Raw genomic sequence first — 23,605 nt, 5'->3', positions numbered from 1 at the left:
CGGGCCAGAACGGCATGATGGGCCCGGGTATGGCGGGCGGCGCGGGCGAGCGGCGCGAGCGCGACCGTCGCAACCGGGCCGACTACCTGCACGAGGACGAGGAGACCTGGACCAGCGGTACTCCGAAGAGCAACCCGGGCGTGATTGAGTAGTCCGGAACGACTGCCCGGCCACTGGGCCTCCCAGTGGCCGGGCAGTCCTGCGCGGGGCGGGGTTCGGGCCCGACGGGGAAAGTGACGAGGGAGCAGCGATGCGGCGGACGAACGTACGGGCGCGGGGGCGGGGGTTCGCCGTGATGGTGCTGGCTGCCGGAGTGGCCGTCGGCCCTGCGGTGACACCTGCCGTGGCCGAATCGATCCGTGAGAACCAGTGGCACCTCGATGCGATGAAAGCCACCGAGGTCTGGCAGATCAGTAAGGGACAGGGCGTCACCGTCGCGGTCATCGACAGTGGCTTCAAGCTCGATCATCCTGACCTCGCGGGACAATTGCTGCCGGGCAAGGACTTCAGTGGGCTCCCGGGTGGAGTGGGATCCTTCACCGAGAGCCACGGGACCGAGATGGCTTCAGTGATCGTCGGTTCGGGCAAAGGGATGGGCGGAGGCGGAGCCTATGGTCTGGCACCTGCGGCCAAGGTATTGCCGATCAAGATCCGGAACAATGACAACGCCACAGGAGTAACCGGGGCGGAGTTCCTGAAGCAGATCGACCAGAGCATTGTCTATGCCGCTGATCAGGGCGCGAAGGTCATCAATATTTCCCAGGCGATGCCGGCCACGTTGATGTCGGCGGCCGATGTGGCCGATCTGAAGGCGGCAGTCGATCACGCGGCCGCGAAGGGCGCACTGGTCGTGGCCGGTGTAGGAAACTCCGCGCAGAGCGGAAATCCGCTCGAGTACCCGGCGGCGCTGCCCGGGGTCGTAGGAGTGGGAGCAGTCGGGCGCGACGGGACGGTCACCGCGGAATCGGAGCAGGGCCCCCAGGTGGATCTGGCCGCTCCGGGAATTGAGATCTACAACGCTTGTACAGGGCCGTCCGGTTACTGCAAAGGCCATGGCACGTCGAATTCGACGGCAATCGTCTCCGCCGCTGCCGCGCTTCTGTGGTCGGTGCACCCGGACTGGAGCGCCAACCAGATCGCCCGGGTACTGATCAACACCGCCGGAAAGCCGACGGACGGCTCCAATCGGAACGACATCGTCGGATACGGCATCGTCCGCCCACGCGTGGCGCTGACGGAGCCGGGGGATCCGGGGCCGGCGGACGTGTACCCGATCCAGGAGCAGCCGGTCGGGCAGCCCGTGCCGAGTGGTTCGGCCGCCCCGTCGGCATCCGCGTCCGCTCCCGCGTCGCCGTCGGCCGCCGCCTCGGTTCCCGCGCCCGCGCCCACCCCGCCGCCCTCCTCCTCCGCCGCGCTGGTGGTGGCGAAGGACGACGAGGGCTCCTCCCTGGGCCTGGTGGCAGCGGTGGTCGGGGGCTTGGTGGTGCTGGCCGCCGTGGTCGTGGTGGTGCTGCGGCGTCGGGGCGGCCCGTACGCGCGGTGAGCGGTCGCGCCCCCTGGCGTGCGGGCGGCGCCGGGGGGCGCGGGGTGCGGGGTGGGGCGCGGGTGTCACCCGGGTGGGTGCTGTCGGGGGTGGGGCGGGGTCGCCAGGGTTGGGGGTATGGGTGCGACGGGGCAGATGCGGCGGGCCGCTGCGGCGGCGCTGATCGGTACGGCGATCGAGTTCTACGACTTCTTCATCTACGGGACGGCGGCCGCGCTCGTCTTCGGGGAGGTGTTCTTTCCCGAACTGGGCACGGTGGGGTCGCTGTTGGCGGCGTTCTCGGTGTACGCGGTGGCGTTCCTGGCGCGGCCGCTGGGGGCGGTGGTGTTCGGGCACTTCGGGGACCGGCTGGGGCGGAAGACCACGCTGGTGGTGTCGCTGCTGCTGATGGGGCTGTCCACGGCGGTGGTGGGGGTGCTGCCGGGATTCGCGGAGTGGGGGTGGTGGGCGCCGGTGGTGCTGGTGGTGCTGCGGGTGTGTCAGGGGGTGGGGCTGGGCGGGGAGTGGGGCGGCGCGGCGCTGCTGGTGGCGGAGAACGCGCCGGCCGGGCGGCGGGGGCGGTACGGGGCGTATCTGCAGTTGGGGCCGACGACCGGGTTCGTGCTGGCCAACGGGATCTTCCTGGTGCTGCAACTGTGGCTGGACGAGGCGGCGTTCAGGTCCTGGGGCTGGCGGGTGCCGTTCCTGGCGTCGCTGGCGCTGGTGGCGGTGGGGCTGTTCGTGCGGCTGCGGCTGGAGGAGACGCCGCTGTTCCGGGGCGAGGTGCGGACGGGGGCCGAGCGGGCGCCGGTGGTGGAGGTGTTGCGGGGGCACTGGCGGACGGTGCTGCTGGGCTGCGGCGCGATCACCGTGGGGTACGCGCTGTTCTACCTGACCACGACGTACTCGCTGGCGTACGCGACCACGGGGCTCGGGGTGCCGAGCACGGTGGTGCTGTCGATGCTGCTGGCCGGCGCGGTGGGGAAGGGGGTGACGGTGTGGCTGAGCGCCCGGCGCAGTGACACCTGGGGGCGCAGGCGGACGCTGCAGGGGGCGACGGGGCTGGCGGTGCTGTGGTCGCTGGTGCTGTTCCCGTTGCTGGAGACGGAGCGGCGCGGGCTGATGTTCCTCTCGCTGGCGGGGGCGATGGTGGTACTGGGCTGTCTGCTGGGGCCGTTGGCGGCGTTCCTGCCGGAGCTGTTCCCGACCCGGGTGCGGTACACGGGGGCGGCGCTGACCTACAACCTGGGCGGGGTGGTGGGCGGGGCGACCACGCCGTTGATCGCGACCAGGCTGACCGCGACGTACGGGACCGCGGAGCCGGTCGGCTGGTACCTGGCGGGGTGCGGGGTGGTGGCGCTGCTGTGTCTGCGGCTGCTGCCGGAGACCAGTGGGAGCGACCTCTCGGCGGTGTCCGGACCGGTCGTCCGGACCGCCGGGACCGATTTCCCATTCCGCCCCCCTGCCGTGTAATGTCTTCCTTGTTCGAGCGAGAGGGCGGAGCGGAAGCGAAGCCAAGGAGTCCGGACAGGCAACAGGCCCCTATAGCTCAGTCGGTAGAGCGTCTCCATGGTAAGGAGAAGGTCTGCGGTTCGATTCCGCATGGGGGCTCGGTCAGGACCCCCGCCATCTAGGCGGGGGTCCTTTTCGTTGTGTCCGCCCGGTGGTGGCGGTGAGACGGTCTGGCACGTCGGGTACGGAATGCGCTGTGATGGTGCGTCACCGGCCGCCCGCGCCCGCCGGGCGGGGCTGCGGGCGGGACGCCGACCTGGAGGGGTCTCATGGGTGTTCGCCTCGTGGTGGTCGACGACCACCGGTTGTTGGCCGAGGCGCTGGCCACCGCGCTCCAGCTGCGGGGCACCGGGTGCTCGCGGTGGGGTCGCCGGCCGCGTCGGCGGCCGATCTGGTGGCGGGGCGGCGTCCGGAGGTGTGTCTGCTGGGGGTGGCCGCGCCGGCCGATCCGGGGGCGTTCGACGGCTTGCGCAGGATCCGCAGGGAACGGCCCGAGGTGGCTGTCATCGTGCTCGGTCCGGTGGGTGAACTCCGGGGTGTGGCAGGCGCGTTCGCGTCCGGCGCGGCCGGGTACGTGCCGAGTGACGAGCGGATCGAAGTGGTCGAGCGGGCGATCGCGCGGGCCCGGGCCGGTGAGGCGGCGGTCGCGGTGGAGGTGCTGCGGGGCGCGTTCGACCAGTTGCTGAGGCCGGCGGCGGAGCCGGACGACGAGGCGGTCCGGCTGCTGCGGCTGCTAACCCGGCGCGAGGTGCAGGTGCTGGCGCGGATCGCGGACGGCGAGGACACCGCGGCGATCGCGGCGGGGATGCGGATCGCGGCGAGCACGGCCCGGACGCACGTCCAGCGGGTGCTGATGAAGCTCGGCGCGCGGACCCGGTTGGAGGCGGCGGCGGTGGCGGCGCGCACCGGTCTGCTGGACCGGATGGCGCGCGGTTGACGGACGGCCGTTCGGGTGGTCCGAGCACCCCCGGTGGGCAGGGAGAATGGGCGCCAGTCGTACGAACGTCCCCGATGGTCCGCCGACCGCGGTCCATCGCCCGCTGGAGGTCGCATCATGAGTAAGTACCTGGTCACGGGTGGCGCCGGCTATGTCGGCAGTGTGGTCGCCGCCCACCTGCTGGAGGCGGGGCACCAGGTGACCGTCCTGGACGACCTCTCCACCGGTTTCCGGGAGGGCGTGCCGGCCGGCGCCGAGTTCGTCGAGGGCCGGATCCAGGAGGCCGGCAAGGTCCTGGACGGTTCCTTCGACGGTGTGCTGCACTTCGCGGCCTCCTCGCAGGTCGGCGAGTCGGTCGTGGACCCGGAGAAGTACTGGCGCAACAACGTGGCCGGCTCGCTGGAGCTGATCGCCGCGATGCGCGCGGCCGGCGTCCGCAAGCTGGTGTTCTCCTCCACCGCCGCCACCTACGGCGAGCCGGAGTCGGTGCCGATCGCCGAGACCGCCCGCACCGCGCCGACCAACACCTACGGTGCCACCAAGCTGGCCGTGGACCACCTGATCACCAGCGAGGCCGTCGCCCACGGCCTGGCCGCCGTCTCGCTGCGCTACTTCAACGTGGCCGGCGCCTACGGCGTGTACGGCGAGCGGCACGACCCGGAGTCGCACCTGATCCCGCTGGTCTTCCAGGCGGCGCTCGGGCAGCGCGAGCACATCGCGGTGTACGGCGACGACTACCCGACCCCGGACGGCACCTGCATCCGCGACTACATCCACGTCGCGGACCTGGCCGACGCGCACCTGCTGGCGCTCGACGCGGCCCGGCCGGGCGAGCACCTGATCTGCAACCTGGGCAACGGCAGCGGCTTCTCGGTCCACGAGGTGATCGAGTCGGTCAAGCGGGTCACCGGCCGGGAGATCCCGGTGGTGGTCTCCGGCCGCCGCGCCGGCGACCCGGCGGTCCTGGTGGCCTCGGCCGAGCGCGCCCACGAGGCCCTCGGCTGGACCCCGCGCCGTCCGAACCTGGACGACATCGTGGCCGACGCCTGGAAGTTCACCCTGGAGAAGAACGCCGGCTGAGGCACGGGCCGGGGCCTGCCCCGGCCCGGCGGACGACCGGAGCGCCGCTTCCTCCCGTACGGCGAGGGGGCGGCGCTCCGGCGTTCCCGGCGTTCTCGGCGGCGCTCCGGTGCTCCCGCAGCGGTTGGAGCCGGACGGAGTCGATGGAGCCGGTGGGACATCGCGCCAGGAGGCCGCATCGGGGCATCAAGTCACGCCAATTTCGCACCTCCTGACGAAACTTCACCAAACCCCCACCGAGCCCGCGCCCACCCCGTACGCTGATTCCGGTACCGGTGGGGGTCGGCACCTCGGCCCTTCCGGGCACCCGGGAGGTGAGCGGCGCAGGAGCGCCCGGACGGCGGCGGCGGGACCGGCGCGCCGTCCCGGACGCGGGCCGGAGCTGAGCAGGGGGGAAGTGACGATGGGGCGGATCCGCGTCCTGGTGGTCGACGACCACCGGATCTTCGCCGAGGCGCTGGCCGCGGCGCTCGCCGCCGAGCCCGATGTCGAGGTCGGCGCGGCGGGCAGCGCGGCCGCCGCGGAGCGGGCGCTGGAGCGTGCCGCCGCCGAGGGGCGGGTGTTCGACGTGGTCCTGGTCGACGCCGACCTCGGGGTGGCGGAGGCCACGGCCGCCCGCAAGCCCCGCCAGCCGGCCGCCGACCCGCCGGACGCCCTCCGCCGCCGACCGCCGGCGACGGTGCCCTCGCCCCGCCGGCCGCCGGTGGCCCAGGCCGCCGGACCGCCCGCGACGGCCGTCCCGCCCGGGGCCGCGGGTCCGCCGGGGGCCGTCGTCCGTCATCCGACCGACCGTCGCCCGGCCGCTCACCCGGCCGGCCCGCTCACGGCGGAACCGCATCCGACGGCGCCGGTGATCCCGGTGGCCGCCCCGGCGCTCCCCGCGCCCGTCCCGGCCGCCGGCCAGATCCCCGACGGCATCACCCTGCTGGCCCGGATCCGCCGCCACCATCCTGGCCTGCGGGCGATCGTCCTGGCCACCGCCGACGATCCGCACCGGGCCGCCCGCGCCCTGCACGCGGGCGCCACCGGCTGGGTGGCCAAGGAGAGTTCGCTGGCCCGGCTGCTGGCGGTGATCCGGGGTGTCCTGCGGGACGAGACCCATCTGCCGCCCGCGCTGCTGACCGGCGTGATCCGCGAACTCACCACCGCCCGCCGGGACCGCACCGAGAGCGAACGGCTGGTCGACACGCTCACCCCGCGGGAGAAGCAGATCCTGCGCTGCATGGTCGCGGGCCTCGGCCGGCAGGCCGTCGCCGAGCGGCTCTACCTCTCCCCGCACACCGTCCGTACGCACATGCAGAACGTCCTCGGCAAGCTCGGGGTGCACTCCACCCTGGCCGCCGTCGCGGTGGCCCGCCGGGCGGGCGTCAGCCCGTCCGAGCTCGCGGCTCCCGCTGCCCCGCCGTCCGTCGCCACGACCACCTCTCCCGGCCCCGGCTGATCCGCCCGTCCGTCACGCCAGCACACCGGTTCGGCTCCGTCAGGTCAGGGAACTCCGGAGGACAGATGTCGCCGCACAGTACTTCCGCACGCCCGCACCCGACGCCGCAGGGCGCCGACGAGACCGCCGACAAGAACGCGAACGCTGCCGTGGGTGCCCCGGGCGCCCGCCCGGAGCCGCCGGAGGGCGCGCCCGGTCCGGCGGCCGTCGGCCGCGCCGCGCTGCCGACGGGGATGCGCACCCTGGTGGTCGGCGCCGGGGCGGCCGGGACCGCGCTGGTGCGCGACCTCGGCCGGGCCCCGGAGTTCGGCCTCGACCCGATCGGCCTGCTGGACGACGACCCGGCCAAGGCCGGGCAGTCGGTGGACACCGTGCCGGTCCTCGGCACGCTCGCCGATCTGACCGCGCTCGCGGTCGAGCACCACGCCCAGGTGGTGGCACTGGCGATCCCCGGGCTCGCCCCGCAGCGGGTCCGGGCGCTGGCCACCGCCGCTGCGGCGGCCGGGGCGGCCGTCCGCTACCTGCCGTCCTTCCTCGCCGCGCTGCGCCGCGAGGTGGTCGGTTCGGACATGCGCAGCCTGGACGTCAACCGGCTGATCGGCCGGCACGAGGTGCACGTGGTCTCCGCCGACGTCCGGGACGTGATCGAGGGCCGGCGGGTGCTGGTGACCGGCGCGGGCGGCTCGATCGGCAGTGAACTCTGCCGCCAGGTGCACGCGTTCAACCCGAGCGCGCTCTACATGCTGGACCACGACGAGTCCAATCTGCACCGGCTCCAGCTGGAGATCTGGGGCGAGGCGCTGCTCACCGACGAGTCGCTGGTGATCGCCGACATCCGGGACCGGCCGCGGATCCAGCAGATCTTCCGGGACCTGAAGCCCGAGGTGGTCTTCCACGCCGCCGCCCACAAGCACCTGCCGCTGCTGGAGCGCCACCCCAGCGAGGCGGTGAAGTCCAATGTGCTCGGCACCGACCACCTGGTGGAGGCGGCGCTGGCCACCGGCGTCGAGCGGTTCGTGCTGATCTCCACCGACAAGGCGGCCGACCCGACCTCGGTGCTCGGCGCCAGCAAGCGGCTGGCCGAGCTGATCGTCCAGGCCAACGCCAGGGACGCCCGCAACCTGGGCACCGGGGTGTTCTCCGCGGTGCGGTTCGGCAATGTGCTGGGGTCGCGCGGCTCGCTGCTCTCGGTCCTGGCCGAACAGCTGCGCAGCGGCGGGCCGGTGACCGTCACCCACCCCGATGTCACCCGGTTCTTCATGACCATCGAGGAGGCGGTCGGCCTGGTGCTGGAGTCCGGCCGGATGGCGCGCGGCGGCGAGGTGTTCGTGCTGGACATGGGCGAGCCGGTGCGGATCGTCGACCTGGTGCACAACTTCGCCGAGCAGGTGCAGCTGGCCCGGGACGAGGTGGAGATCCGCTACACCGGGCTGCGGGCCGGGGAGAAGCTCAACGAGGCGCTGTTCTCGGAGGACGAGGAGCGGCTGGCGACCGAGCACGCCCGGATCTACGCCACCGTCGCGGACACCGCGGGCGGGCCGGAGGACCTGGCCGGCGGGCTGACCGGGCTGTACGGGGCGGCGGCGGTGAACAGCGACGACGAGGTGCGCCGCCGGCTGGCCGAGCTGCTGCCGGGCTACCGGACGCCGGAGCCCGCGCCCGCCCCGGTGCCGGCGCTCAGCACGCCCTATCCGGACGGCTTCTGACCGGACGGGCTCCGGCCGGACGGCTGCGGGTCGTAGGGCTGCCGGCCGGGGCGGGGCCGCTCAGGGGATGTTGTCGAAGGGCGCGACCAGCTGCCTGAGCAGTCCGGCGAGCTCGCCCTGCTGGGTGGAGGTCAGCTGGGCGAGCAACTCGAGCTCGTGGGCGAGCAGCCCGGCGAGTGCCTGGTCGGCGCGGTCGCGCCCGTCGTCGGTGAGCCGGACCAGGACGCCGCGCCGGTCGTCGGGGTCGGGCAGCCGCTTGACCAGGCCCTTGCCGGTGAGCCGGTCGATCCGGTTGGTCATGGTGCCGGAGGTGACCAGGGTCTGGGTGAGCAGCTGGCCGGGGGAGAGCTGGTACGGGGAGCCGGCCCGGCGCAGGGCGGTCAGGACGTCGAACTCCCAGGGCTCCAGCCCGTGCTCGGCGAAGGCGGTGCGGCGGGCGCGGTCGAGGTGGCGGGCGAGCCGGCTGACCCGGCTGAGCACTTCGAGCGGTTCCACGTCGAGGTCGGGGCGCTCTCTGCGCCATGCCGCGACCAGTCGATCGACCTCGTCCTCCATGGCGATCAGTGTATCGGGGGTTGTGTCGATGTGAAGTCTCTTGACATCGAGAAATCCAGCCTGAAAGCTGGCGGTATATCTTGATGTCGAGATACTTGCGAGGCCGATCATGACTTCCCCCGTCTGGGACCCGCAGCAGTACCTGCGCTTCGCCGACGAACGGACCCGCCCGCTGCGCGACCTGCTCGCCCGCGTCCCCGCTCTCCCGCACGAACCGGCCGCCACCGTCCTGGACATCGGGTGCGGGCCCGGCAACTCCACCGCCGTCCTGCGCGAACGCTGGCCCGAGGCCGGGATCACCGGGATCGACAACTCCGCCGAGATGCTCGCCGCCGCCCGCGGCGAGGGCGAACCCACCGCCGACTACCTGCTCGCCGACGCGGGCGACTACGACCCGGCCGGGGCGGCGCCCGACGCGATCGTCTCCAACGCGACGCTCCAGTGGATTCCCGGGCACCTCGGGCTGCTGCCGCGCTGGGCCGGGGCGCTCCGGGCCGGCGGGGTGATCGCCTTCCAGGTGCCCGGCAACTTCGACGCGCCCAGCCACCTGGCCCTCGCCGAGCTGCGCCGGTCCCCCCGCTGGCGCGGCCTGCTCGGGGCGGACGCCACCCGGGCCGGCGTCCACGAGCCCGGCGCCTACCTGGACGCGCTCACCCGGGCCGGCTGCGCCGCCGACGTCTGGGAGACCACCTACAGCACCCTGCTCACCGGTCCTGACCCGGTGCTGGAGTGGGTCAAGGGCACCGCCCTGCGTCCGGTCCTCACCCGGCTCACCGACGGGGCCGACCGGTCCGCGTTCCTCGCCGAGTACGGGGCGCTGCTGCGCGCGGCCTACCCGGCCGGGCCGCACGGCACGGTCTTCCCGTTCCGGCGGATCTTCGCCGTCGGGGTGAAGCGGGCCTGACCGTCCTGGTGGAACGGGGTGCGGCGGGCCTGGCCCCGGACGGCGCCGGGGCGGGGCCTCAGGCCTTGCGGTCGCCGACCAGCCTGGGGTGCCGCTCCATCCCCTCCAGGCCGTGCCAGGCCAGGTTCACCAGGTGGGCGGCCACCTCGGCCTTGTCCGGCTTGCGGACCTCCAGCCACCACTGGCCGGTCAGCGCGACCATGCCCACCAGCATCTGCGAGTACATCGGGGCCAGCCGCGCGTCGAAGCCCCGGGCCTTGAACTCCAGGCCCAGGATGTCCTCGACCTGGGTGGCGATGTCGCTGATCAGGGAGGCGAAGGTGCCCGTCGACTGGGCGACCGGGGAGTCCCGGACCAGGATCCGGAAGCCGTCCGTCGAGGTGTCGATGTAGTCCATCAGCGCGAATGCCGCCTGCTCCAGCAGCTCGCGCGAGTGCCCCCCGGTCAGCGCCCCCGTCACCATGTCCAGCAGCAGCTGCATCTCGCGGTCGACGACCACGGCGTACAGCCCCTCCTTGCCGCCGAAGTGCTCGTACACCACCGGCTTGGACACCCCGGCCCGCTCGGCGATCTCCTCCACCGAGGTGCCGTCGTAGCCGCGCTCGGCGAACACCGTGCGGCCGATCTCCAGCAGCTGCTCCCGGCGCTGCTTGCCGGTCATCCGCACCCGGCCGCCCCGCCGGCGCGGTGCCGACGCAGCGCCGTCCGCCCCGGCGGTGGCACGCGGACGGTCCTGCGCCGGGCCCGGCGCGGCGTCCGTCCGCGTGCTTTGGTGGCCGCCTGTGCTGTCTGCGCTGCTCCCGTTCACCCCTACATCATGCTGCAGGTGCGCCCTCATGCGGCGCGGCGGGCGGCGATCCGCTGCGCGTCCGGCCAGCGGACGTCCCGGACCCAGCCCGCCAGCTCGAACCAGCGGATCAGCCGGGCCGAGGAGTCGATCTGTCCGCGCAGGACGCCGTGCCGGGCCGAGGTGGGGTCGGCGTGGTGCAGGTTGTGCCAGGACTCGCCGCAGGAGAGCACGGCCAGCCACCAGACGTTCCCGGAGCGGTCCCGGGAGCGGAACGGCCGGCTGCCGAGCGCGTGGCAGATCGAGTTGATCGACCAGGTGACGTGGTGCAGCAGCGCCACCCGGACCAGCGAGCCCCAGAAGAAGGCGGACAGCGCCCCCTGCCAGGAGAACGTGACCAGCCCGCCGACCAGCGGCGGCAGCAGCATCGACACGGTGGTCCAGAGCCAGAACAGCCGGGAGATCCGCCTTATGGCCGGGTCGTCGATCAGATCGGGCGCGTACTTGAGCTGCGGGGTCTGCTCCTCGTCGAAGAGCCAGCCCATGTGCGCCCACCACAGGCCCTTGAGCAGGGCGGGGACGGTCTCGCCGTAGCGCCAGGGCGAGTGCGGGTCGCCGTCCTTGTCGCTGTACCGGTGGTGCTTGCGGTGGTCCGCCACCCAGCGCACCAGCGGGCCCTCGATCGCCAGCGAGCCGGCCACCGCGAGGGCGAGCCGCACCGGCCGGTTGGCCTTGAAGGCGCCGTGGGTGAAGTAGCGGTGGTAGCCGACGGTGATGCCGTGGCAGGTGAGGAAATACATGACGGTGGCGATCGCGAGATCGGTCCAGCCGAGGCCCCACCCCCAGGCCACCGGGACGGCGGCGACCAGGGCGGCGAAGGGGACGGCGATGAACAGCCCCAGCGCGATCCGCTCGGCGGCGCCCTGCCGCTCCCCGCCGCGGGTGGCGGAGAGCAGCTGCGGGTCGGCGCCGTCGGCGGGGTCGCCCGCGGCGGCGGGTGCGCCCGGGGCCGGGGCGGCGCGGTCGGGGGTGTCGGGTCCGGGGGCGGAGGTATTGAGGGGGCGCGCGGAATCGGCGTGCGCCTCGCCGGCCTGGATGGTCATGGGTGTCCCTTGAAGGGGGAGAGGACGGAGGCTACGTGTGCGTAACCTACGGAATCGTAGGTTGTTGGCCGCCATCGAGGGAATACGCCGCCGGGCGGCGCTTGAGTGAATTCACCCGACTGGATGGATGACCTCCCGCGCGCGGGAGGGCCCCCGGGGGAGAGCCGCGAGGAGGTAGATGTGACGGCCCATACCCCGTAGTCTTGGCGCAGCGCGCCCCCCGGTGACGGGAGCGGACGCGCCGGTCCCGGATCGTCTAAGGGCAGGACAGCTGGTTTTGGTCCAGCTTATGGGGGTTCGAATCCTCCTCCGGGAGCCATCTGCGGGCCGGTCGGCCCGGCCCGGTTCGTGGCGGCTCCGTGACGATTCCCGGGGCCGGGAGGCCGGAAATCCTCCGCGCACTATCCTCGAAGCCGCCGGGTCGCCGACGTGCGGGTCCCGTCCCCGGCTGCTCTGCCCTCCCCGTGTAACCGAATGAGGAGCCTCCCCCCGTGAGTGCCAATTCGCCTGCCGCCGTTGTCGTGCTCGCCGCCGGTGGCGGGACCAGGATGAAGTCGAACCGTCTGCCGAAGGTGCTGCACGAGGTGTGCGGGCGGTCGCTGGTCGGCCACGCGGTGTCGGCTGCGGAGGAGTTGACGCCCGGGCAGCTGGTCGTGGTGATCGGGCACATGCGGGAGAAGGTGGCCGAGCACCTGGCGGCGCATCACCCGGGTGCCCGCGCCGTGGTGCAGGCCGAGCAGAACGGCACCGGCCACGCCGTGCGCACCGCCCTGGAGGCGCTGGCGGCCGACGGGATCGAGCTCGACGGCACCGTGATCGTCACCACCGGGGACGCCCCGCTGCTGACCGGCGGGACGCTGCGCGCCCTGGCCGGGGCGCACGCCGAGCAGGGCAACGGCGTCACCGTGCTCACCGCCGTGGTGCCGGAGCCGTTCGGCTACGGCCGGATCCTGCGCGACGAGGCGGACGGCGCGGTCGCCGCGATCGTCGAGGAGAAGGACGCCTCGGACGCCCAGCGGGCGATCGACGAGATCAACTCCGGGGTCTTCGCCTTCGACGCCAAGCTGCTGGTGGGCGCGCTCGCCGAGGTCACCACGGACAACGCGCAGGGCGAGGAGTACCTGACCGACACCCTGGAGATCCTGCGCCGGGCCGGTCACCGGGTGGGCGCGGTCGTCGCCGCCGACTACCGGGACATCCTCGGCATCAACGACCGGGTGCAGCTGGCGCACGCCCGCCGGCTGCTGAACGACCGGCTGCTGGAGCGGGCGATGCGGGCCGGGGTGACCGTGGTGGACCCGGCGACCACCTGGTTCGACGTCCAGGTCTCCTACGAGCCGGACGCGGTGGTGCTGCCCAACACCCAGCTGCAGGGCGCGACCCACCTGGGCGAGGGCTGCGAGGTGGGCCCGAACTCCACCCTCAAGGACACCCGGATCGGCTCCGGCGCCCGTGTGAGCAACACCACCGCGGACGGCGCCGAGGTCGGCGAGCTCGCCACCGCCGGCCCCTACGCCTACCTGCGCCCGGGCGCCCGGCTGGCCCGCAAGGCCAAGGTCGGCACCTATGTCGAGGTGAAGAACTCGGAGCTGGGCGAGGGCGCCAAGGTGCCGCACCTCTCCTACATCGGCGACGCCACCATCGGCGAGGGCACCAACGTCGGCGCGGCCTCGGTCACCGTCAACTACGACGGCGTCAACAAGCACCGCACGGTGATCGGTGCGCACTGCCGGACCGGCTCCGACAACATGTTCATCGCCCCGGTGACGATCGGCGACGGCGCCTACACCGCGGCCGGTTCGGTGATCACCAACGACGTGCCGCCCGGCGGCCTCGGGGTGAGCCGGGCGCAGCAGCGGAACATCGCCGGCTGGGTCGAGCGCAAGCGCCCCGGGACCACGTCGGCGCAGGCCGCCGCCGCGGCGGCGGAGACCGGCGCCGAAGCCCCGACGGAGGCCTGAGCGGAGGGGCGGTGGGCCGGCGGACGGTCCCGGGGCGGACGGTTCGCGCGCGGGCGCGTAACCTTGGGGTCATACGTGCGCCATAGGGCCTACCGCCCCTGTCCCGGCGTACCGACCATTCCCCCGACCCCACTCGCCGGCTGGCGGAAGCCTGCCCTCGGTGCGGACGGGACCGGTGTCAGCAACGCGAGGAGACGGTGGCAGTGAGCGGGATCACGACGTCGGGCGAGAAGAAACTGAAGCTCTTCTCCGGCCGTGCCCACCCGGAGCTGGCGAGGGAGGTGGCCGCGTCGCTGGGGACCGAGCTGGTTCCGACCAAGGCCCTGGACTTCGCCAATGGTGAGATCTACGTCCGCTTCCTGGAGTCGGCGCGTGGCGCCGACTGCTTCGTGATGCAGAGTCACACGGCTCCGATCAACCAGTGGATCATGGAGCAGTTGATCATGATCGACGCTCTGAAGCGGGCCTCCGCCCGGAGCATCACCGCGATCCTGCCGTTCTACGGGTACGCCCGTCAGGACAAGAAGCACCTGGGCCGCGAGCCCATCTCGGCCCGGCTGGTCGCCGACCTGCTGCGCCAGGCCGGCGCCGACCGGCTGATGGCCGTGGACCTGCACACCGCGCAGATCCAGGGCTTCTTCGAGGGCCCGGTGGACCACCTGTTCGCGCTGCCGCTGCTGGCCGACTACGTGGGCGAGCGGGTCGACCGCGCCAAGCTCACCGTGGTCTCGCCGGACGCCGGCCGGGTGAAGGTGGCCGACCAGTGGTGCGACCGGCTGGACGCCCCGCTGGCGATCATCCACAAGCGCCGGGACATCACCCAGGCCAACACCATCCTGTCGGCCGAGGTCGTCGGTGACGTGCAGGACCGGGTCTGCGTCCTGGTGGACGACATGATCGACACCGCCGGCACGATCTGCGCCGCCGCCGACGCGCTGTTCGAGAACGGCGCCGCGGACGTCCTGGTCGCCGCCACCCACGGGGTGCTCTCCGGCCCGGCCGCGGACCGGCTGAAGAACTCCCGGGTCAGCGAGTTCGTGTTCACCAACACCCTGCCGACCCCGGCCTCGCTGCAGCTGGACAAGATCACCACGCTGTCGATCGCCCCCTCCATCGCGGCCGCGATCCGCGAGGTGTTCGAGGAGGGCTCGGTCACCAGCCTCTTCGAGGGCGTGCACTGATTCCAGGCCCCAGGGCGGCGCCCCCGGTCCCTTCGGGGCCGGGGGCGCCGCCGATTTCGCGAGAGGCCGAGGTAGCGGTTAGACTCGTGAAACTGCTCGGCGAGGGATGCCGTGCGCCCGCTTCGCGGGTGCTCGATCCGTGATCGACGCGCTGCCGGCTCCGGTAATCCGGGCTTCCGGCAGAGTCGTTGCGCCGCCGAGTGACCCCCGTTATGAGGGTGTGGTCCCGGCGGTTTTTCGCGTTGCCTGCACCCCCGCGCCAGCTTTCACGAGGAGTGCAGTCGTGTCCGAGATCCGCCTTGCCGCTGAGTCCCGCAACGAGTTCGGCAAGGGTGCCGCCCGTCGCGCCCGCCGCGCCGGCTTCGTCCCCGGTGTCGTCTACGGTCACGGCCACGCGCCGGTTCACCTGAACCTGCCCAGCCACGACCTGATGATGGCCCTGAAGACCCCGAACGCCCTGCTGGTCGTGCCGATCGAGGGCAAGGACGAGTACGTGCTGCCGAAGGCCGTCCAGCGCGAGGCCATCAAGCGCACCATCGAGCACGTCGACCTGCTGCTGGTCAAGCGCGGCGAGAAGGTCACCGTCGAGATCCCGGTCCACACCGAGGGCGAGCTGGCCCCGGGCGGCAACCTGCTGGAGCACGTCCTGCAGGCCCTCCCGATCGAGGCCGAGGCCACCCACCTGCCCGAGTCCGTCACGGTCTCGGTCGAGGGCCTGGAGGCCGGTGCCTCGATCACCGCCGGTGACATCGAGCTGCCCAAGGGCACCACGCTGGCCGTCGAGCCCGGCACCGTCGTGCTGCAGATCATCGGCGCCCAGGCCTCGCAGGCCGACGCCGACGCCGAGGCCGCCGAGGCCGGCGCCGAGGCCTGAGCCTCGCACCCAGCCTGATTCCGCTGCCCCGGCCGCTCCTCTGGAGCGGCCGGGGCAGCGGCGTGTCCGGGATGATGGCGGTGAACATGACCACGAGGAGCGGTGGCCCGGTGAGCGGGCGCAACGAGCGGACGGTCGAGAGGTGCGCGCGGGCGAATGCCCTCGCCGAGCGGAGCGGGACGGGCGCATGAGCGACGAATCGTACGAAGGCCCCTGGCTGGTGGTGGGCCTGGGCAACCCCGGGGAGCAGTACGCCCGGAACCGGCACAACATCGGCTTCATGGTGGTCGACCTGCTGGCCGAGCGGATCGGCGCCAGGTTCAAGGCCCACAAGAGCCGGGCCCAGGTCGCCGAGGGGCGGCTGGCGGGCCGGCGCGTGGTCCTGGCCAAGCCGATGTCGTTCATGAACCTCTCGGGCGGCCCGGTCACCGCGCTGCGCGACTTCTACAAGGTGCCGGCCTCCGCGCTGGTCGCCGTCCACGACGAGCTGGACATCGACTACGCGGCCCTGCGGCTGAAGACCGGCGGCGGTGACAACGGCCACAACGGGCTGAAGTCGATCACCAAGTCCCTCGGCCCCGACTACCACCGGGTGCGGTGCGGGATCGGCCGGCCGCCGGGCCGGATGGAGGTCGCCGACTTCGTGCTCAAGGACTTCTCCAGCACCGAGCGCAAGGAGCTGGACTGGTTCGTGGACCGCTCGGCGGACGCCGTGGAGGCCCTGCTCACGGAGGGGCTGGAGCGGGCCCAGTCGACGTACAACTCCTGATCCGGCGTCAGGAGTCCGCTCGCCGGGGGGCGGGCAGCGGTCCGGCCGCACAACAGTCGTGCAACTTCTGGCCGTCCAAACCTGAACAGGTGTGAGAAGTCGGGACGGATCGGATAGCGTCGGGACAGTACGCGAACGGGGTCTGGGGAGTTCTCGATGCGGAGTTTGCGGCCGGTCCGGCGGTTTCGGCGGATCCGGGTGGTACGGCTGAGGAAGCTCGGACGGCGGGTGGGCACGGCGGGTGCGCTGGGCACCGCGGGCGCGATCGGCGCTGCCGGGGTGCTGCTGGGCGGGGCCGGACCGGCCCACGCCGACCCGGTGTCCGAACCCGGACCGGGTGTGGTGTCCCCGGAGCCGGTCTCGGCGCAGCTCGACCTCGACCTCGATCTCGGCCCCGTGCTCGGCGGCCCGGTCGGCGGTGACGCGGGCCTGCTGGCCGTCGGCGGCGGCCTGGTCGTGGTGGCGGGTGGTGCGGCCCTGTGGATCCGGCGCCACCGCGCGGGCGACGCCGGGGAGTGAGAGGCCGGCAGTGAGACGTGGTCCCGAGGGGCCGGGAACCGGGACGACCGGATCCCGGCCCCTTCGGCTTTTTCCGCGGGGCGTGTCACCCGTTTCCGCCCCGCCGTGCGTCCTGTTGGCATGAAGCGGGAATCGATGCGGTCGGGGGGCCTTGCCGAGGGCACCCGGCAGGACGCGTTCGACGAGTTCGTCTCGGCGCGGTACCAGGCCCTGCTCCGCGGCGCGTTCCTGATCACCGGGGACATCCACGACGCCCGGGACCTGCTGCACGACGCCCTGTCCCGGGTGTACGTGCGGCGCGGGGCGATCCGCGACCCGGGGGCGGCCGAGGGCTACGTCCGCCGGACGATGGTCCGCACCCATGTGTCGCGGTGGCGGCGGACCCGCCGGGAGGTGCTGACACCCCTGCTGCCGGACGCCCCGGCGGCCGCGGTGGATCCGCAGGACGAGGAACTGGAGGCCGCGCTGCGCGCGCTGCCGCCCCGTCAGCGCGCGGCGGTGGTGCTCCGGTACTACGCCGACCTGTCGGTGGCCCAGGTGGCCGAGGAACTCGGCTGCTCCCCGGCGACGGCCAAGACGCATCTGGCACGGGCGATGAGGACGCTCCGGAAGGAGCTGGCACCGGTGAGGGAGATGGTGGGTCATGACCGCTGAGGACAGGGGCAGGGAGACGGACGGGCGCCGGGACCCGTTCGGGGACGGCACCGAGCCGGGCCGGTTCGAGCAGGAGCTGGTCGTCCGGCTGGCGGTGCGGGCGGGGGAGGTGGGCGGCGGTCCGCCGCCGGCCGGACTGCGGGAGGCCGGCCGGCGCCGGGCGCGGCGGCGGAGGGTGGCGCGGTCGGGGTCGGCGGCGGTGGTGCTGGTGCTCGGGGCGGGTCTGGTGACCCAGCTCGGCGGATCCGGTCAGGCCGACGGCACGACGGCGCTCGGCGGGGTGGGCCTGGTCTCGCCGAGCCCGTCGGACGGTGCGCGGGGAGTTCCGTGGACCCCAGGCCGCTCGCCGTCCTCCTCGTCGTCGACGCCGGCCGAGGCGATGTTCGGGACGATCGGCCCCTGCGTCGGTGGGCCTGCCACCCGGCGACTGCCGCCGTGGACGGCGGCGGCGAGCACCCGGATCGACCCGGCCCGGGAGGGGACGCCGTTCGTCCCCAGCACGACCGGTAAGCCCTCGTCGGGCCTTCCGGTGCCGTCCTCGTCGGTTCCGGTCCCGTCCTCGTCGGCTCCGGTCCCGGGCAGCGGTTCGCCGTCGGGGCACGGGCTGCTCGAAGCGTCCGTGCAGGTCCGCAGGCTCGGCGCACTGCAGTTCCCCGACCAGTACTTCGGGGTCTGCTCCGACTTCCTGACGAACGAGGTGTTCGTGCAGCGGGTGGCGGGCAGCGGCCTGGACCAGGCCGTTCTCCGTGAGGTGTCCGCCCCCGGGGCGACGTTCCGGTTCGTCGACGTGCCCGGCTCACTGCGGCACTTCCAGGAGCTGCGGCAGCGGATCCTCGACGACGCCGGCTACTGGACGGCGCGCGGGGTGACCGTCGAGGAGGTGGTGATCTCCGAGGACGGTGCCGGGGTGCAGGTGTACTCGCCGCAGGCGCTGACGGCCCGCGCCGAGATCGTCGCCCGGTACGGACCGGAGGTCCTGGAGGTACGGCCGGACTGACTCGCGGTCGCGCGGGGCGGTCCGGATCGGGGGAGGGCCCCGCGGCGCGTGCACACGCGCCGCGGGGCCCTGTGGTGTCCCGGGGGGCCGGTCAGCCGGTGTTGCGCAGACCGGCGGCGATGCCGTTGACGGTCAGCAGCAGGGCGCGGGCCCGCAGCGGGTCCTCCGTGCGGCCGGTGGCGACCTCCTCGCGCTGCCGGCGCAGCAGCGCGACCTGGAGGTAGGAGATCGGGTCGAGGTAGGCGTCGCGGACCGCGAAGGTCTGCTTGAGCACCGGGTTGTGCTCCAGCAGCTCGTTCTCCCCGGTCAGCCGCAGCACCTCGCGCAGGGTGAGGTCGTGCTCGGCCTGGATCTGGTCGAAGACGTGCTGCAGCTCGGCGGGCACCAGCTGCTCGACGTAGTGGCGGGCGATCCGCAGGTCCGTCTTGGCCAGCGTCATGGCGACGTTGGAGAGGAAGTTGCGGAAGAAGTGCCACTGGCCGTACATCTCGTCCAGCACGTCGCCCAGGCCCGCCTCGCGGGCGGCGGCCAGGCCGGCGCCGACGCCGTACCAGCCGGGGACGATCTGGCGGGACTGGGTCCAGCCGAACACCCACGGGATGGCCCGCAGGCCGTCCAGGCCGGCGCCCGAGTCGGGGCGGCGGGACGGGCGGGAGCCCAGGTGCAGCGAGGCGAGCTGGTCGACCGGGGTGGCGGCGAAGAAGTACTTCGGCAGGTCCTCCTGCTCGACCAGGGCCCGGTAGGAGGTGTGCGCGGCCTCGGAGACCCGGTCCATGGCGGCGTCCCAGCGGGCCAGCTCCTCGGGGGCCTGGCGCGGGGCGGTGTGCAGCGCGGAGGCGGCCAGCGTGGCGGAGATGGTGAGTTCGAGGTTCTCCCGGGCCAGCGAGGGCAGCAGGTACTTGTCGGAGATGACCTCGCCCTGCTCGGTCACCTTGATCTCGCCCTCCAGGGTGCCCCAGGGCTGGGCCAGGATGGCCTCGTGCGAGGGGCCGCCGCCGCGGCCGACGGTGCCGCCCCGGCCGTGGAAGAGCCGCAGCCGGATGCCGTACCGGTGGGCGACGTCGCGCAGCCGGCGCTGGGCGCGGTGGATCTCCCACTGGGAGGTGGTGATGCCGCCGAACTTGGAGGAGTCGGAGTAGCCGAGCATGACCTCCTGGACGTCGCCGCGCAGCGAGACGAGCAGCCGGTAGGAGGGGTCGGACAGCATCTCGTCGAGGATCCGGTCGGCCTGCTGGAGCTCGTCGGTGGTCTCCAGCAGCGGCACGATGCCGATCTTGGCGATCCCGGCGTGCAGGTCGATCAGGCCGGCCTCGCGGGCCAGCACGGTGGCGGCGAAGACGTCGTCGGCGCCCTGGCACATCGAGATGATGTAGGACTCGACGATCTCGTCGCCGAACCGGTCGAAGCCCTCGCGGATGGTGGTGAAGACACCGAGGGTCTTGGCGCCGGCGGGGTCCAGCGGGGCCGGGGTGGGGGCGAGCGGGCGGCGCGAGCGCAGCTCCTTGGCGAGCAGCCGTTGGCGGTACTCGCGCGGCATGTCGGCGTAGCGCCAGGCCTCCTCGCCGAGCCGGTCGAAGAGCTGGCCGAGCGCGTGGTGGTGGGCCTCGGCGTGCTCGCGGACGTCCATGGTGGCGAGCTGCAGGCCGAATGCCTCGACGGTGCGGATGGCGCGGGCGAGCCGGCCGTCGGCGATCAGCCCGCCGCGGTGGGCGCGCAGCGAGTCCTGGATCAGCCGCAGGTCGGCGACCAGTTCGCGGGTGCCGAGGTAGTCGCGGCCCGCGACGTGCGGGGTGCCGCCGGCCAGCCGCTCGCGGGTGTTCTCCAGCTTGAGCCGGATGCAGGTGGCCTTGAGCCGGTACGGCTCCTCGGCGTTCATCCGCTTGTAGCGGGGGCTCAGCTCGGGCAGCAGCGCGAGGTCGGCGTTGAGCGAGGAGAGCAGCTCGGGGGAGGCGCCGGCCAGCCGCTCCGAGGTGGAGAGGGTGCCGCGCAGGTCGTCGATGGCGGCGAGGGCGTCCTTGATGCCGTACTCGTGCTGGAGGTTGAGGACGTCCCAGGTGACCTGCGGGGTGACGTTGGGGTTGCCGTCGCGGTCGCCGCCGATCCAGGTGCCGAAGGTCAGCGGGCGGACGCCCTCGGGCAGCTCCAGGCCGACCCGGGCGAGCTCCTCCTGGAGCTCCTCCAGGACCTGCGGGACGGCGTCGCGGTAGAGCTCGTCGAGGTAGTAGACGGCGTTGCGGGCCTCGTCGGTGGGCTCGGGGCGGGCGATGCGCAGCTCGTCGGTCTGCCACAGCAGGTCGATCACCTCGGCGAGGCGGCGGTCGGCCTGGCGGCGGGCGGAGGAGGTGCGGGCCGGGTCGGCGTGGGAGAGGCCGGCGGCGAGTTCCTCGCGGTGGATGCGGTCGAGCAGCTCGCCGATCCGGCGGAGCTTGTTGAGGACGCTGCGGCGGGCGGCCTCGGTCGGGTGCGCGGTGAAGACCGGGCGGACGGCGAGGTGGGCCAGGGTGTCCCGGAGGTGCTTGGGGTCGGCCTCGGCCAGCTGGTCGGCGGTCTGCGCGAGCAGCGAGCCCTCGCGGGCGCGGCGGGTGGCGAACTCGCGGCCGCGGTGCACCTGCTCGGTGACGTTGGCGAGGTGGAAGTAGGTGGAGAAGGCCCGGACCAGCTTGGCGGCGGTCTCCAGGTCGATGTCGGAGAGCAGTTCGGCAGTGGCCTCGCCGTTGGTGCGGCTGAGCAGTCGGACCTGTTCGACCAGGCCGAGCAGCTGGGGGCCTTCCTGGCGGACCAGGGTTTCGCCGAGCAGGTCGCCGAGGCGACGGATGTCCGCGCGCAGCGCGGCGTTGTCGGCGTCGACGGGGGTCGGGCTGTCCGCCGGGCTGGGGACCGGAGCGGTCACGGCTGGCTCCCTCGGGGTGGTGGGGTGTTCGGCAACGGCTCATCGTCACAGGGCCGTCCCGCGTGTGGCGGGTGTGACGCGTGCGGACCGCGCTGTCCGACGCGACCAGCATAGGTGTCGGGAGGTGCGGTGTCCGCGAAGTGGCCGGATGGCGGACAGCCATGCCCCGGGACCGTATGTGGTCTGGACCACTTACGGCCGGGCCGGGGGTCGCCGGAGGGCGGTGGGGGAGCGGTCCGGGAGCGGTCGGGGGAGGAGCCGGGGGAGGAGCCGGGGAGGCGTCGGGGGGCCGCCGCCGGGCGTGTCCGGCCGCGACCCGGTGGGGCCGCGGCAGGGGCGCGCCGTAGTCTGTGGGGCATGAGCAAGTCGCCTGGGGAGCGCGCGCGGGGCCGGTCGTCGTTCTTGTGGTGGCCGAGGCGGCGCAGCGCCCTCCTGGACGCCGGACTCGCCGCCGTGGCGGCGCTGGAGTGCGCCGCCAGCTCGGTCACGTACATCGGCGGCCGGATCCACCTCGGACTGGTGGCCGAGCTCGGGATCGCGCTGTTCGGCGCGCTGGTCGGCGCCAGCCTGGTGGTCCGCCGGCGCTGGCCCGCCGTGCCGGTGGTGGTGGCGCTGATCGTGATGCCCGGGGTGCCCGGCATGGTGCTGCTGCTGGTGGCGCTGTACACGCTGGCCGCGACCTGGGAGTGGCCCTCGCGCCGGCGGCGGGTGGTGGCGCTCTCCGCGCTCGCCTACGCCGAGACCGCCGGGGTGATCCTGCTCTCGATGGTCGACCCCGGCGATCCGACGATCGAGCAGCCGCCGTTCTGGGGCCAGCTGGTGCTGGCGCTGCTGGTGGCCGCCGGTGCGACCGTGGCCCCGGTGGTGACCGGTCTCTACGTCGGGGCGCGGCGGCGGCTGATCGAGTCGCTGAAGGACCGCGCGCACGGCCTGGAGACCGAGCTGGACCTGCTGGCCGAGCAGGCCAGGGAGCGCGCCCGCCGGGCCCGGCTGGAGGAGCGCACCCGGATCGCCCGGGAGATGCACGACGTGGTCGCGCACCGGGTCTCGCTGATGGTGGTGCACGCCGGGGCGCTGGAGCGGATCGTGGCCAAGGACCCGGAGCGGGCGGCGCAGAGCGCCAAGCTGATGGGCGAGGTCGGCCGGCAGGCGCTGAACGAGCTGCGGGAGATCCTCGGCGTGCTGCGGATGTCCGAGGAGAGCGCGGTCGAGCCGGACTCGCTGACCGCGCTGCCGCGGCTGGTGGACCAGTCCCGGGCGGCCGGCATGGCCGTCACCCTGACGGTCAGCGGCAGCCGGCAGGAGTTCACCGGCGAGGCCGAGCAGACCGCCTACCGGGTGGTGCAGGAGGGGCTGACCAACGCGCACAAGCACGCGGGCGGCGCCCAGGTGTCGGTGCTGCTCGCGTACGCGCCGAACGGCGTGCGGGTCAGCGTGGTGAACGCCTGCCCGGGCGGCGAGCGGGCCGCGGCCGCGCTGCCCAGTGGCGGCAACGGGCTGGTCGGGATGCGCGAGCGGGTGGTCGCGCTCGGGGGCACCTTCTCGGCGGGGCCGGAGCGGGACGGCGGCTTCCGGGTGGAGGCGGTCCTGCCGTCCCGGCTGGCGGTCCGCCAGGACCGCCTGGTCTAGCGCCCGGTCCGGCGCCCGGTCCAGCGCCTGGTCCATGGCCTGTCTCCAGCGCCGGTCTCCAGAGCCGGTCGTTCGGACCCGCCCTCGCGATCGCCCGGCTCAGCCGGCGTCCTCGGCGGTGCGCAGCCGTTCCGGGGCGGTGCCCAGGACCAGGGCGGAGATCGCCCGGTCGACGCTGTCGCCGAGGAACCACTCGCCGGTGTGGTCCAGGCTGAAGACCCGGCCCTCCTCGTCGATCGCCAGCAGCGCCTGCCCGTACGCCTCCTCGCCCAGCGGGGCGACCCGGGTGTCCAGGGCGCGGCCCAGGTCGGCCAGGGTGCGGGGCTGGTGCAGGCCGCACAGTGGGTCGACCAGGAACGGGGTGCGGGCCAGCTGCCGTCCGGGGCCGACCAGGTCGAAGGCGAGGCCGCCGAACTCGGCCCAGGCCTCCACCGCAGCCGGGAACACCGCGTGCGGGACGCCGGTCGGGCCGCCGTGGCCGGCCAGGGTGTCGGCCCACTCCTCGGCCTGGCGGATCTGCCAGCGTCCGGGGTGCCAGCCGGCCGCCTTCAGCTCGGCGGCGACATCGGCCGGGAAGCGCGGAC

Annotated in this window: 19 protein-coding genes, 2 tRNA genes and 1 pseudogene; 17 read left to right on the top strand and 5 right to left on the bottom strand. The window is 73.5% G+C overall.

Annotated elements, in window-relative coordinates; genetic code table 11:
* Window positions 1-295: 295 nt before the first annotated feature.
* From mycP to VR45_RS21365, 7 genes and pseudogenes are all read left to right on the top strand, one after another.
* Window positions 296-1,543, top strand: a complete 1,248-nt coding sequence (mycP, locus tag VR45_RS21395; RefSeq protein WP_107084234.1) for a type VII secretion-associated serine protease mycosin — start codon at window positions 296-298, stop codon at window positions 1,541-1,543.
* A 117-nt stretch (window positions 1,544-1,660) separates the two neighbouring features.
* The gene (locus VR45_RS21390) at window positions 1,661-2,995 is read left to right on the top strand and encodes an MFS transporter (protein WP_063772520.1); all 1,335 of its coding nucleotides are present in this window, start codon (window positions 1,661-1,663) and stop codon (window positions 2,993-2,995) included.
* Window positions 2,996-3,060: 65 nt separating this feature from the next.
* A tRNA-Thr gene (locus VR45_RS21385) sits at window positions 3,061-3,133 on the top strand.
* Between the two features lie 170 nt (window positions 3,134-3,303).
* Window positions 3,304-3,971, top strand: a pseudogene (locus VR45_RS21380) (response regulator transcription factor).
* 117 nt (window positions 3,972-4,088) lie between these two features.
* Window positions 4,089-5,051: a UDP-glucose 4-epimerase GalE gene (gene galE / locus VR45_RS21375; protein WP_045941407.1), complete on the top strand. Its 963-nt coding sequence runs from the start codon at window positions 4,089-4,091 to the stop codon at window positions 5,049-5,051.
* 403 nt (window positions 5,052-5,454) lie between these two features.
* Window positions 5,455-6,492 (top strand): response regulator transcription factor, encoded by a 1,038-nt coding sequence (locus VR45_RS21370; protein ID WP_045941406.1) that lies wholly within the window; start codon window positions 5,455-5,457, stop codon window positions 6,490-6,492.
* Window positions 6,493-6,557: 65 nt separating this feature from the next.
* A complete protein-coding gene (locus VR45_RS21365; RefSeq protein ID WP_234326060.1) occupies window positions 6,558-8,198 on the top strand; it encodes a nucleoside-diphosphate sugar epimerase/dehydratase in 1,641 nt (546 codons plus the stop codon).
* A 60-nt stretch (window positions 8,199-8,258) separates the two neighbouring features.
* Here VR45_RS21365 and VR45_RS21360 read toward each other — a convergent pair whose 3' ends face one another.
* Window positions 8,259-8,753 carry a MarR family transcriptional regulator gene (locus tag VR45_RS21360; protein WP_045941405.1) on the bottom strand — a complete coding sequence of 165 codons (495 nt, stop codon included), beginning with the start codon at window positions 8,751-8,753 and terminating at the stop codon, window positions 8,259-8,261.
* A gap of 109 nt (window positions 8,754-8,862) precedes the next feature.
* On the opposite strand from VR45_RS21360, the gene VR45_RS21355 reads away from it, so the two are divergent.
* Window positions 8,863-9,657, top strand: coding sequence for a methyltransferase domain-containing protein (locus VR45_RS21355; protein ID WP_045941404.1), 795 nt, complete (start codon window positions 8,863-8,865; stop codon window positions 9,655-9,657).
* A 58-nt stretch (window positions 9,658-9,715) separates the two neighbouring features.
* Here VR45_RS21355 and VR45_RS21350 read toward each other — a convergent pair whose 3' ends face one another.
* Both VR45_RS21350 and VR45_RS21345 read right to left on the bottom strand, forming a co-directional pair.
* Window positions 9,716-10,318 (bottom strand): TetR/AcrR family transcriptional regulator, encoded by a 603-nt coding sequence (locus VR45_RS21350; RefSeq protein WP_045941403.1) that lies wholly within the window; start codon window positions 10,316-10,318, stop codon window positions 9,716-9,718.
* Window positions 10,319-10,491: 173 nt separating this feature from the next.
* Window positions 10,492-11,547: a fatty acid desaturase gene (locus tag VR45_RS21345; protein ID WP_078896708.1), complete on the bottom strand. Its 1,056-nt coding sequence runs from the start codon at window positions 11,545-11,547 to the stop codon at window positions 10,492-10,494.
* 245 nt (window positions 11,548-11,792) lie between these two features.
* On the opposite strand from VR45_RS21345, the gene VR45_RS21340 reads away from it, so the two are divergent.
* The 8 genes from VR45_RS21340 to VR45_RS42530 all read left to right on the top strand — a co-directional run bounded on the left by VR45_RS21340 (window position 11,793) and on the right by VR45_RS42530 (window position 18,502).
* Window positions 11,793-11,866 (top strand) — tRNA-Gln (locus VR45_RS21340).
* A 172-nt stretch (window positions 11,867-12,038) separates the two neighbouring features.
* Window positions 12,039-13,508 carry a bifunctional UDP-N-acetylglucosamine diphosphorylase/glucosamine-1-phosphate N-acetyltransferase GlmU gene (gene glmU, locus VR45_RS21335; RefSeq protein WP_078896707.1) on the top strand — a complete coding sequence of 490 codons (1,470 nt, stop codon included), beginning with the start codon at window positions 12,039-12,041 and terminating at the stop codon, window positions 13,506-13,508.
* A gap of 203 nt (window positions 13,509-13,711) precedes the next feature.
* Window positions 13,712-14,689, top strand: coding sequence for a ribose-phosphate diphosphokinase (locus tag VR45_RS21330; protein ID WP_045941401.1), 978 nt, complete (start codon window positions 13,712-13,714; stop codon window positions 14,687-14,689).
* 283 nt (window positions 14,690-14,972) lie between these two features.
* Window positions 14,973-15,563, top strand: a complete 591-nt coding sequence (locus tag VR45_RS21325; protein ID WP_045941400.1) for a 50S ribosomal protein L25/general stress protein Ctc — start codon at window positions 14,973-14,975, stop codon at window positions 15,561-15,563.
* Window positions 15,564-15,750: 187 nt separating this feature from the next.
* Window positions 15,751-16,332: an aminoacyl-tRNA hydrolase gene (pth, locus tag VR45_RS21320; protein ID WP_045941399.1), complete on the top strand. Its 582-nt coding sequence runs from the start codon at window positions 15,751-15,753 to the stop codon at window positions 16,330-16,332.
* Window positions 16,333-16,560: 228 nt separating this feature from the next.
* Entirely contained in the window at window positions 16,561-16,851 is a 291-nt protein-coding gene (locus tag VR45_RS21315; protein ID WP_045941398.1) for a hypothetical protein, read from the top strand.
* Between the two features lie 120 nt (window positions 16,852-16,971).
* Window positions 16,972-17,505 (top strand): SigE family RNA polymerase sigma factor, encoded by a 534-nt coding sequence (locus VR45_RS21310; protein ID WP_045941397.1) that lies wholly within the window; start codon window positions 16,972-16,974, stop codon window positions 17,503-17,505.
* The gene (locus tag VR45_RS42530; protein WP_052709249.1) at window positions 17,495-18,502 is read left to right on the top strand and encodes a hypothetical protein; all 1,008 of its coding nucleotides are present in this window, start codon (window positions 17,495-17,497) and stop codon (window positions 18,500-18,502) included. Before VR45_RS21310 ends, VR45_RS42530 begins: the two co-directional genes overlap by 11 nt.
* A gap of 91 nt (window positions 18,503-18,593) precedes the next feature.
* Here the strand turns inward: VR45_RS42530 and ppc are convergent, their stop codons facing one another.
* Window positions 18,594-21,392: a phosphoenolpyruvate carboxylase gene (ppc, locus tag VR45_RS21300; RefSeq protein WP_045941396.1), complete on the bottom strand. Its 2,799-nt coding sequence runs from the start codon at window positions 21,390-21,392 to the stop codon at window positions 18,594-18,596.
* Between the two features lie 357 nt (window positions 21,393-21,749).
* Here ppc and VR45_RS21295 point away from each other — a divergent pair, with 357 nt between their 5' ends.
* Window positions 21,750-23,021 (top strand): histidine kinase, encoded by a 1,272-nt coding sequence (locus tag VR45_RS21295; RefSeq protein WP_045941395.1) that lies wholly within the window; start codon window positions 21,750-21,752, stop codon window positions 23,019-23,021.
* Between the two features lie 99 nt (window positions 23,022-23,120).
* Here VR45_RS21295 and VR45_RS21290 read toward each other — a convergent pair.
* A partial coding sequence (locus tag VR45_RS21290; RefSeq protein ID WP_045941394.1) for an SUKH-3 domain-containing protein occupies window positions 23,121-23,605 on the bottom strand: 485 nt, incomplete at its 5' end.

The sequence above is a fragment of the Streptomyces sp. NRRL S-495 genome (assembly GCF_000966955.1).
Lineage (GTDB): Bacteria > Actinomycetota > Actinomycetes > Streptomycetales > Streptomycetaceae > Kitasatospora > Kitasatospora purpeofusca.
The sequence above is the reverse complement of the archived record's forward strand: the minus strand, read 5'-3'. Positions and strand labels throughout refer to the sequence as shown.

Coding starts and splice junctions, on each gene's coding strand:
- mycP (WP_107084234.1), top strand. CDS start 296: ATGGTGCTGGCTGCCGGAGTGGCCGTCGGCCCTGCGGTGACACCTGCC.
- VR45_RS21390 (WP_063772520.1), top strand. CDS start 1,661: ATGGGTGCGACGGGGCAGATGCGGCGGGCCGCTGCGGCGGCGCTGATC.
- galE (WP_045941407.1), top strand. CDS start 4,089: ATGAGTAAGTACCTGGTCACGGGTGGCGCCGGCTATGTCGGCAGTGTG.
- VR45_RS21370 (WP_045941406.1), top strand. CDS start 5,455: ATGGGGCGGATCCGCGTCCTGGTGGTCGACGACCACCGGATCTTCGCC.
- VR45_RS21365 (WP_234326060.1), top strand. CDS start 6,558: ATGTCGCCGCACAGTACTTCCGCACGCCCGCACCCGACGCCGCAGGGC.
- VR45_RS21360 (WP_045941405.1), bottom strand. CDS start 8,753: ATGGAGGACGAGGTCGATCGACTGGTCGCGGCATGGCGCAGAGAGCGC.
- VR45_RS21355 (WP_045941404.1), top strand. CDS start 8,863: ATGACTTCCCCCGTCTGGGACCCGCAGCAGTACCTGCGCTTCGCCGAC.
- VR45_RS21350 (WP_045941403.1), bottom strand. CDS start 10,318: ATGACCGGCAAGCAGCGCCGGGAGCAGCTGCTGGAGATCGGCCGCACG.
- VR45_RS21345 (WP_078896708.1), bottom strand. CDS start 11,547: ATGACCATCCAGGCCGGCGAGGCGCACGCCGATTCCGCGCGCCCCCTC.
- pth (WP_045941399.1), top strand. CDS start 15,751: ATGAGCGACGAATCGTACGAAGGCCCCTGGCTGGTGGTGGGCCTGGGC.
- VR45_RS21310 (WP_045941397.1), top strand. CDS start 16,972: ATGAAGCGGGAATCGATGCGGTCGGGGGGCCTTGCCGAGGGCACCCGG.
- VR45_RS42530 (WP_052709249.1), top strand. CDS start 17,495: ATGACCGCTGAGGACAGGGGCAGGGAGACGGACGGGCGCCGGGACCCG.
- VR45_RS21295 (WP_045941395.1), top strand. CDS start 21,750: ATGAGCAAGTCGCCTGGGGAGCGCGCGCGGGGCCGGTCGTCGTTCTTG.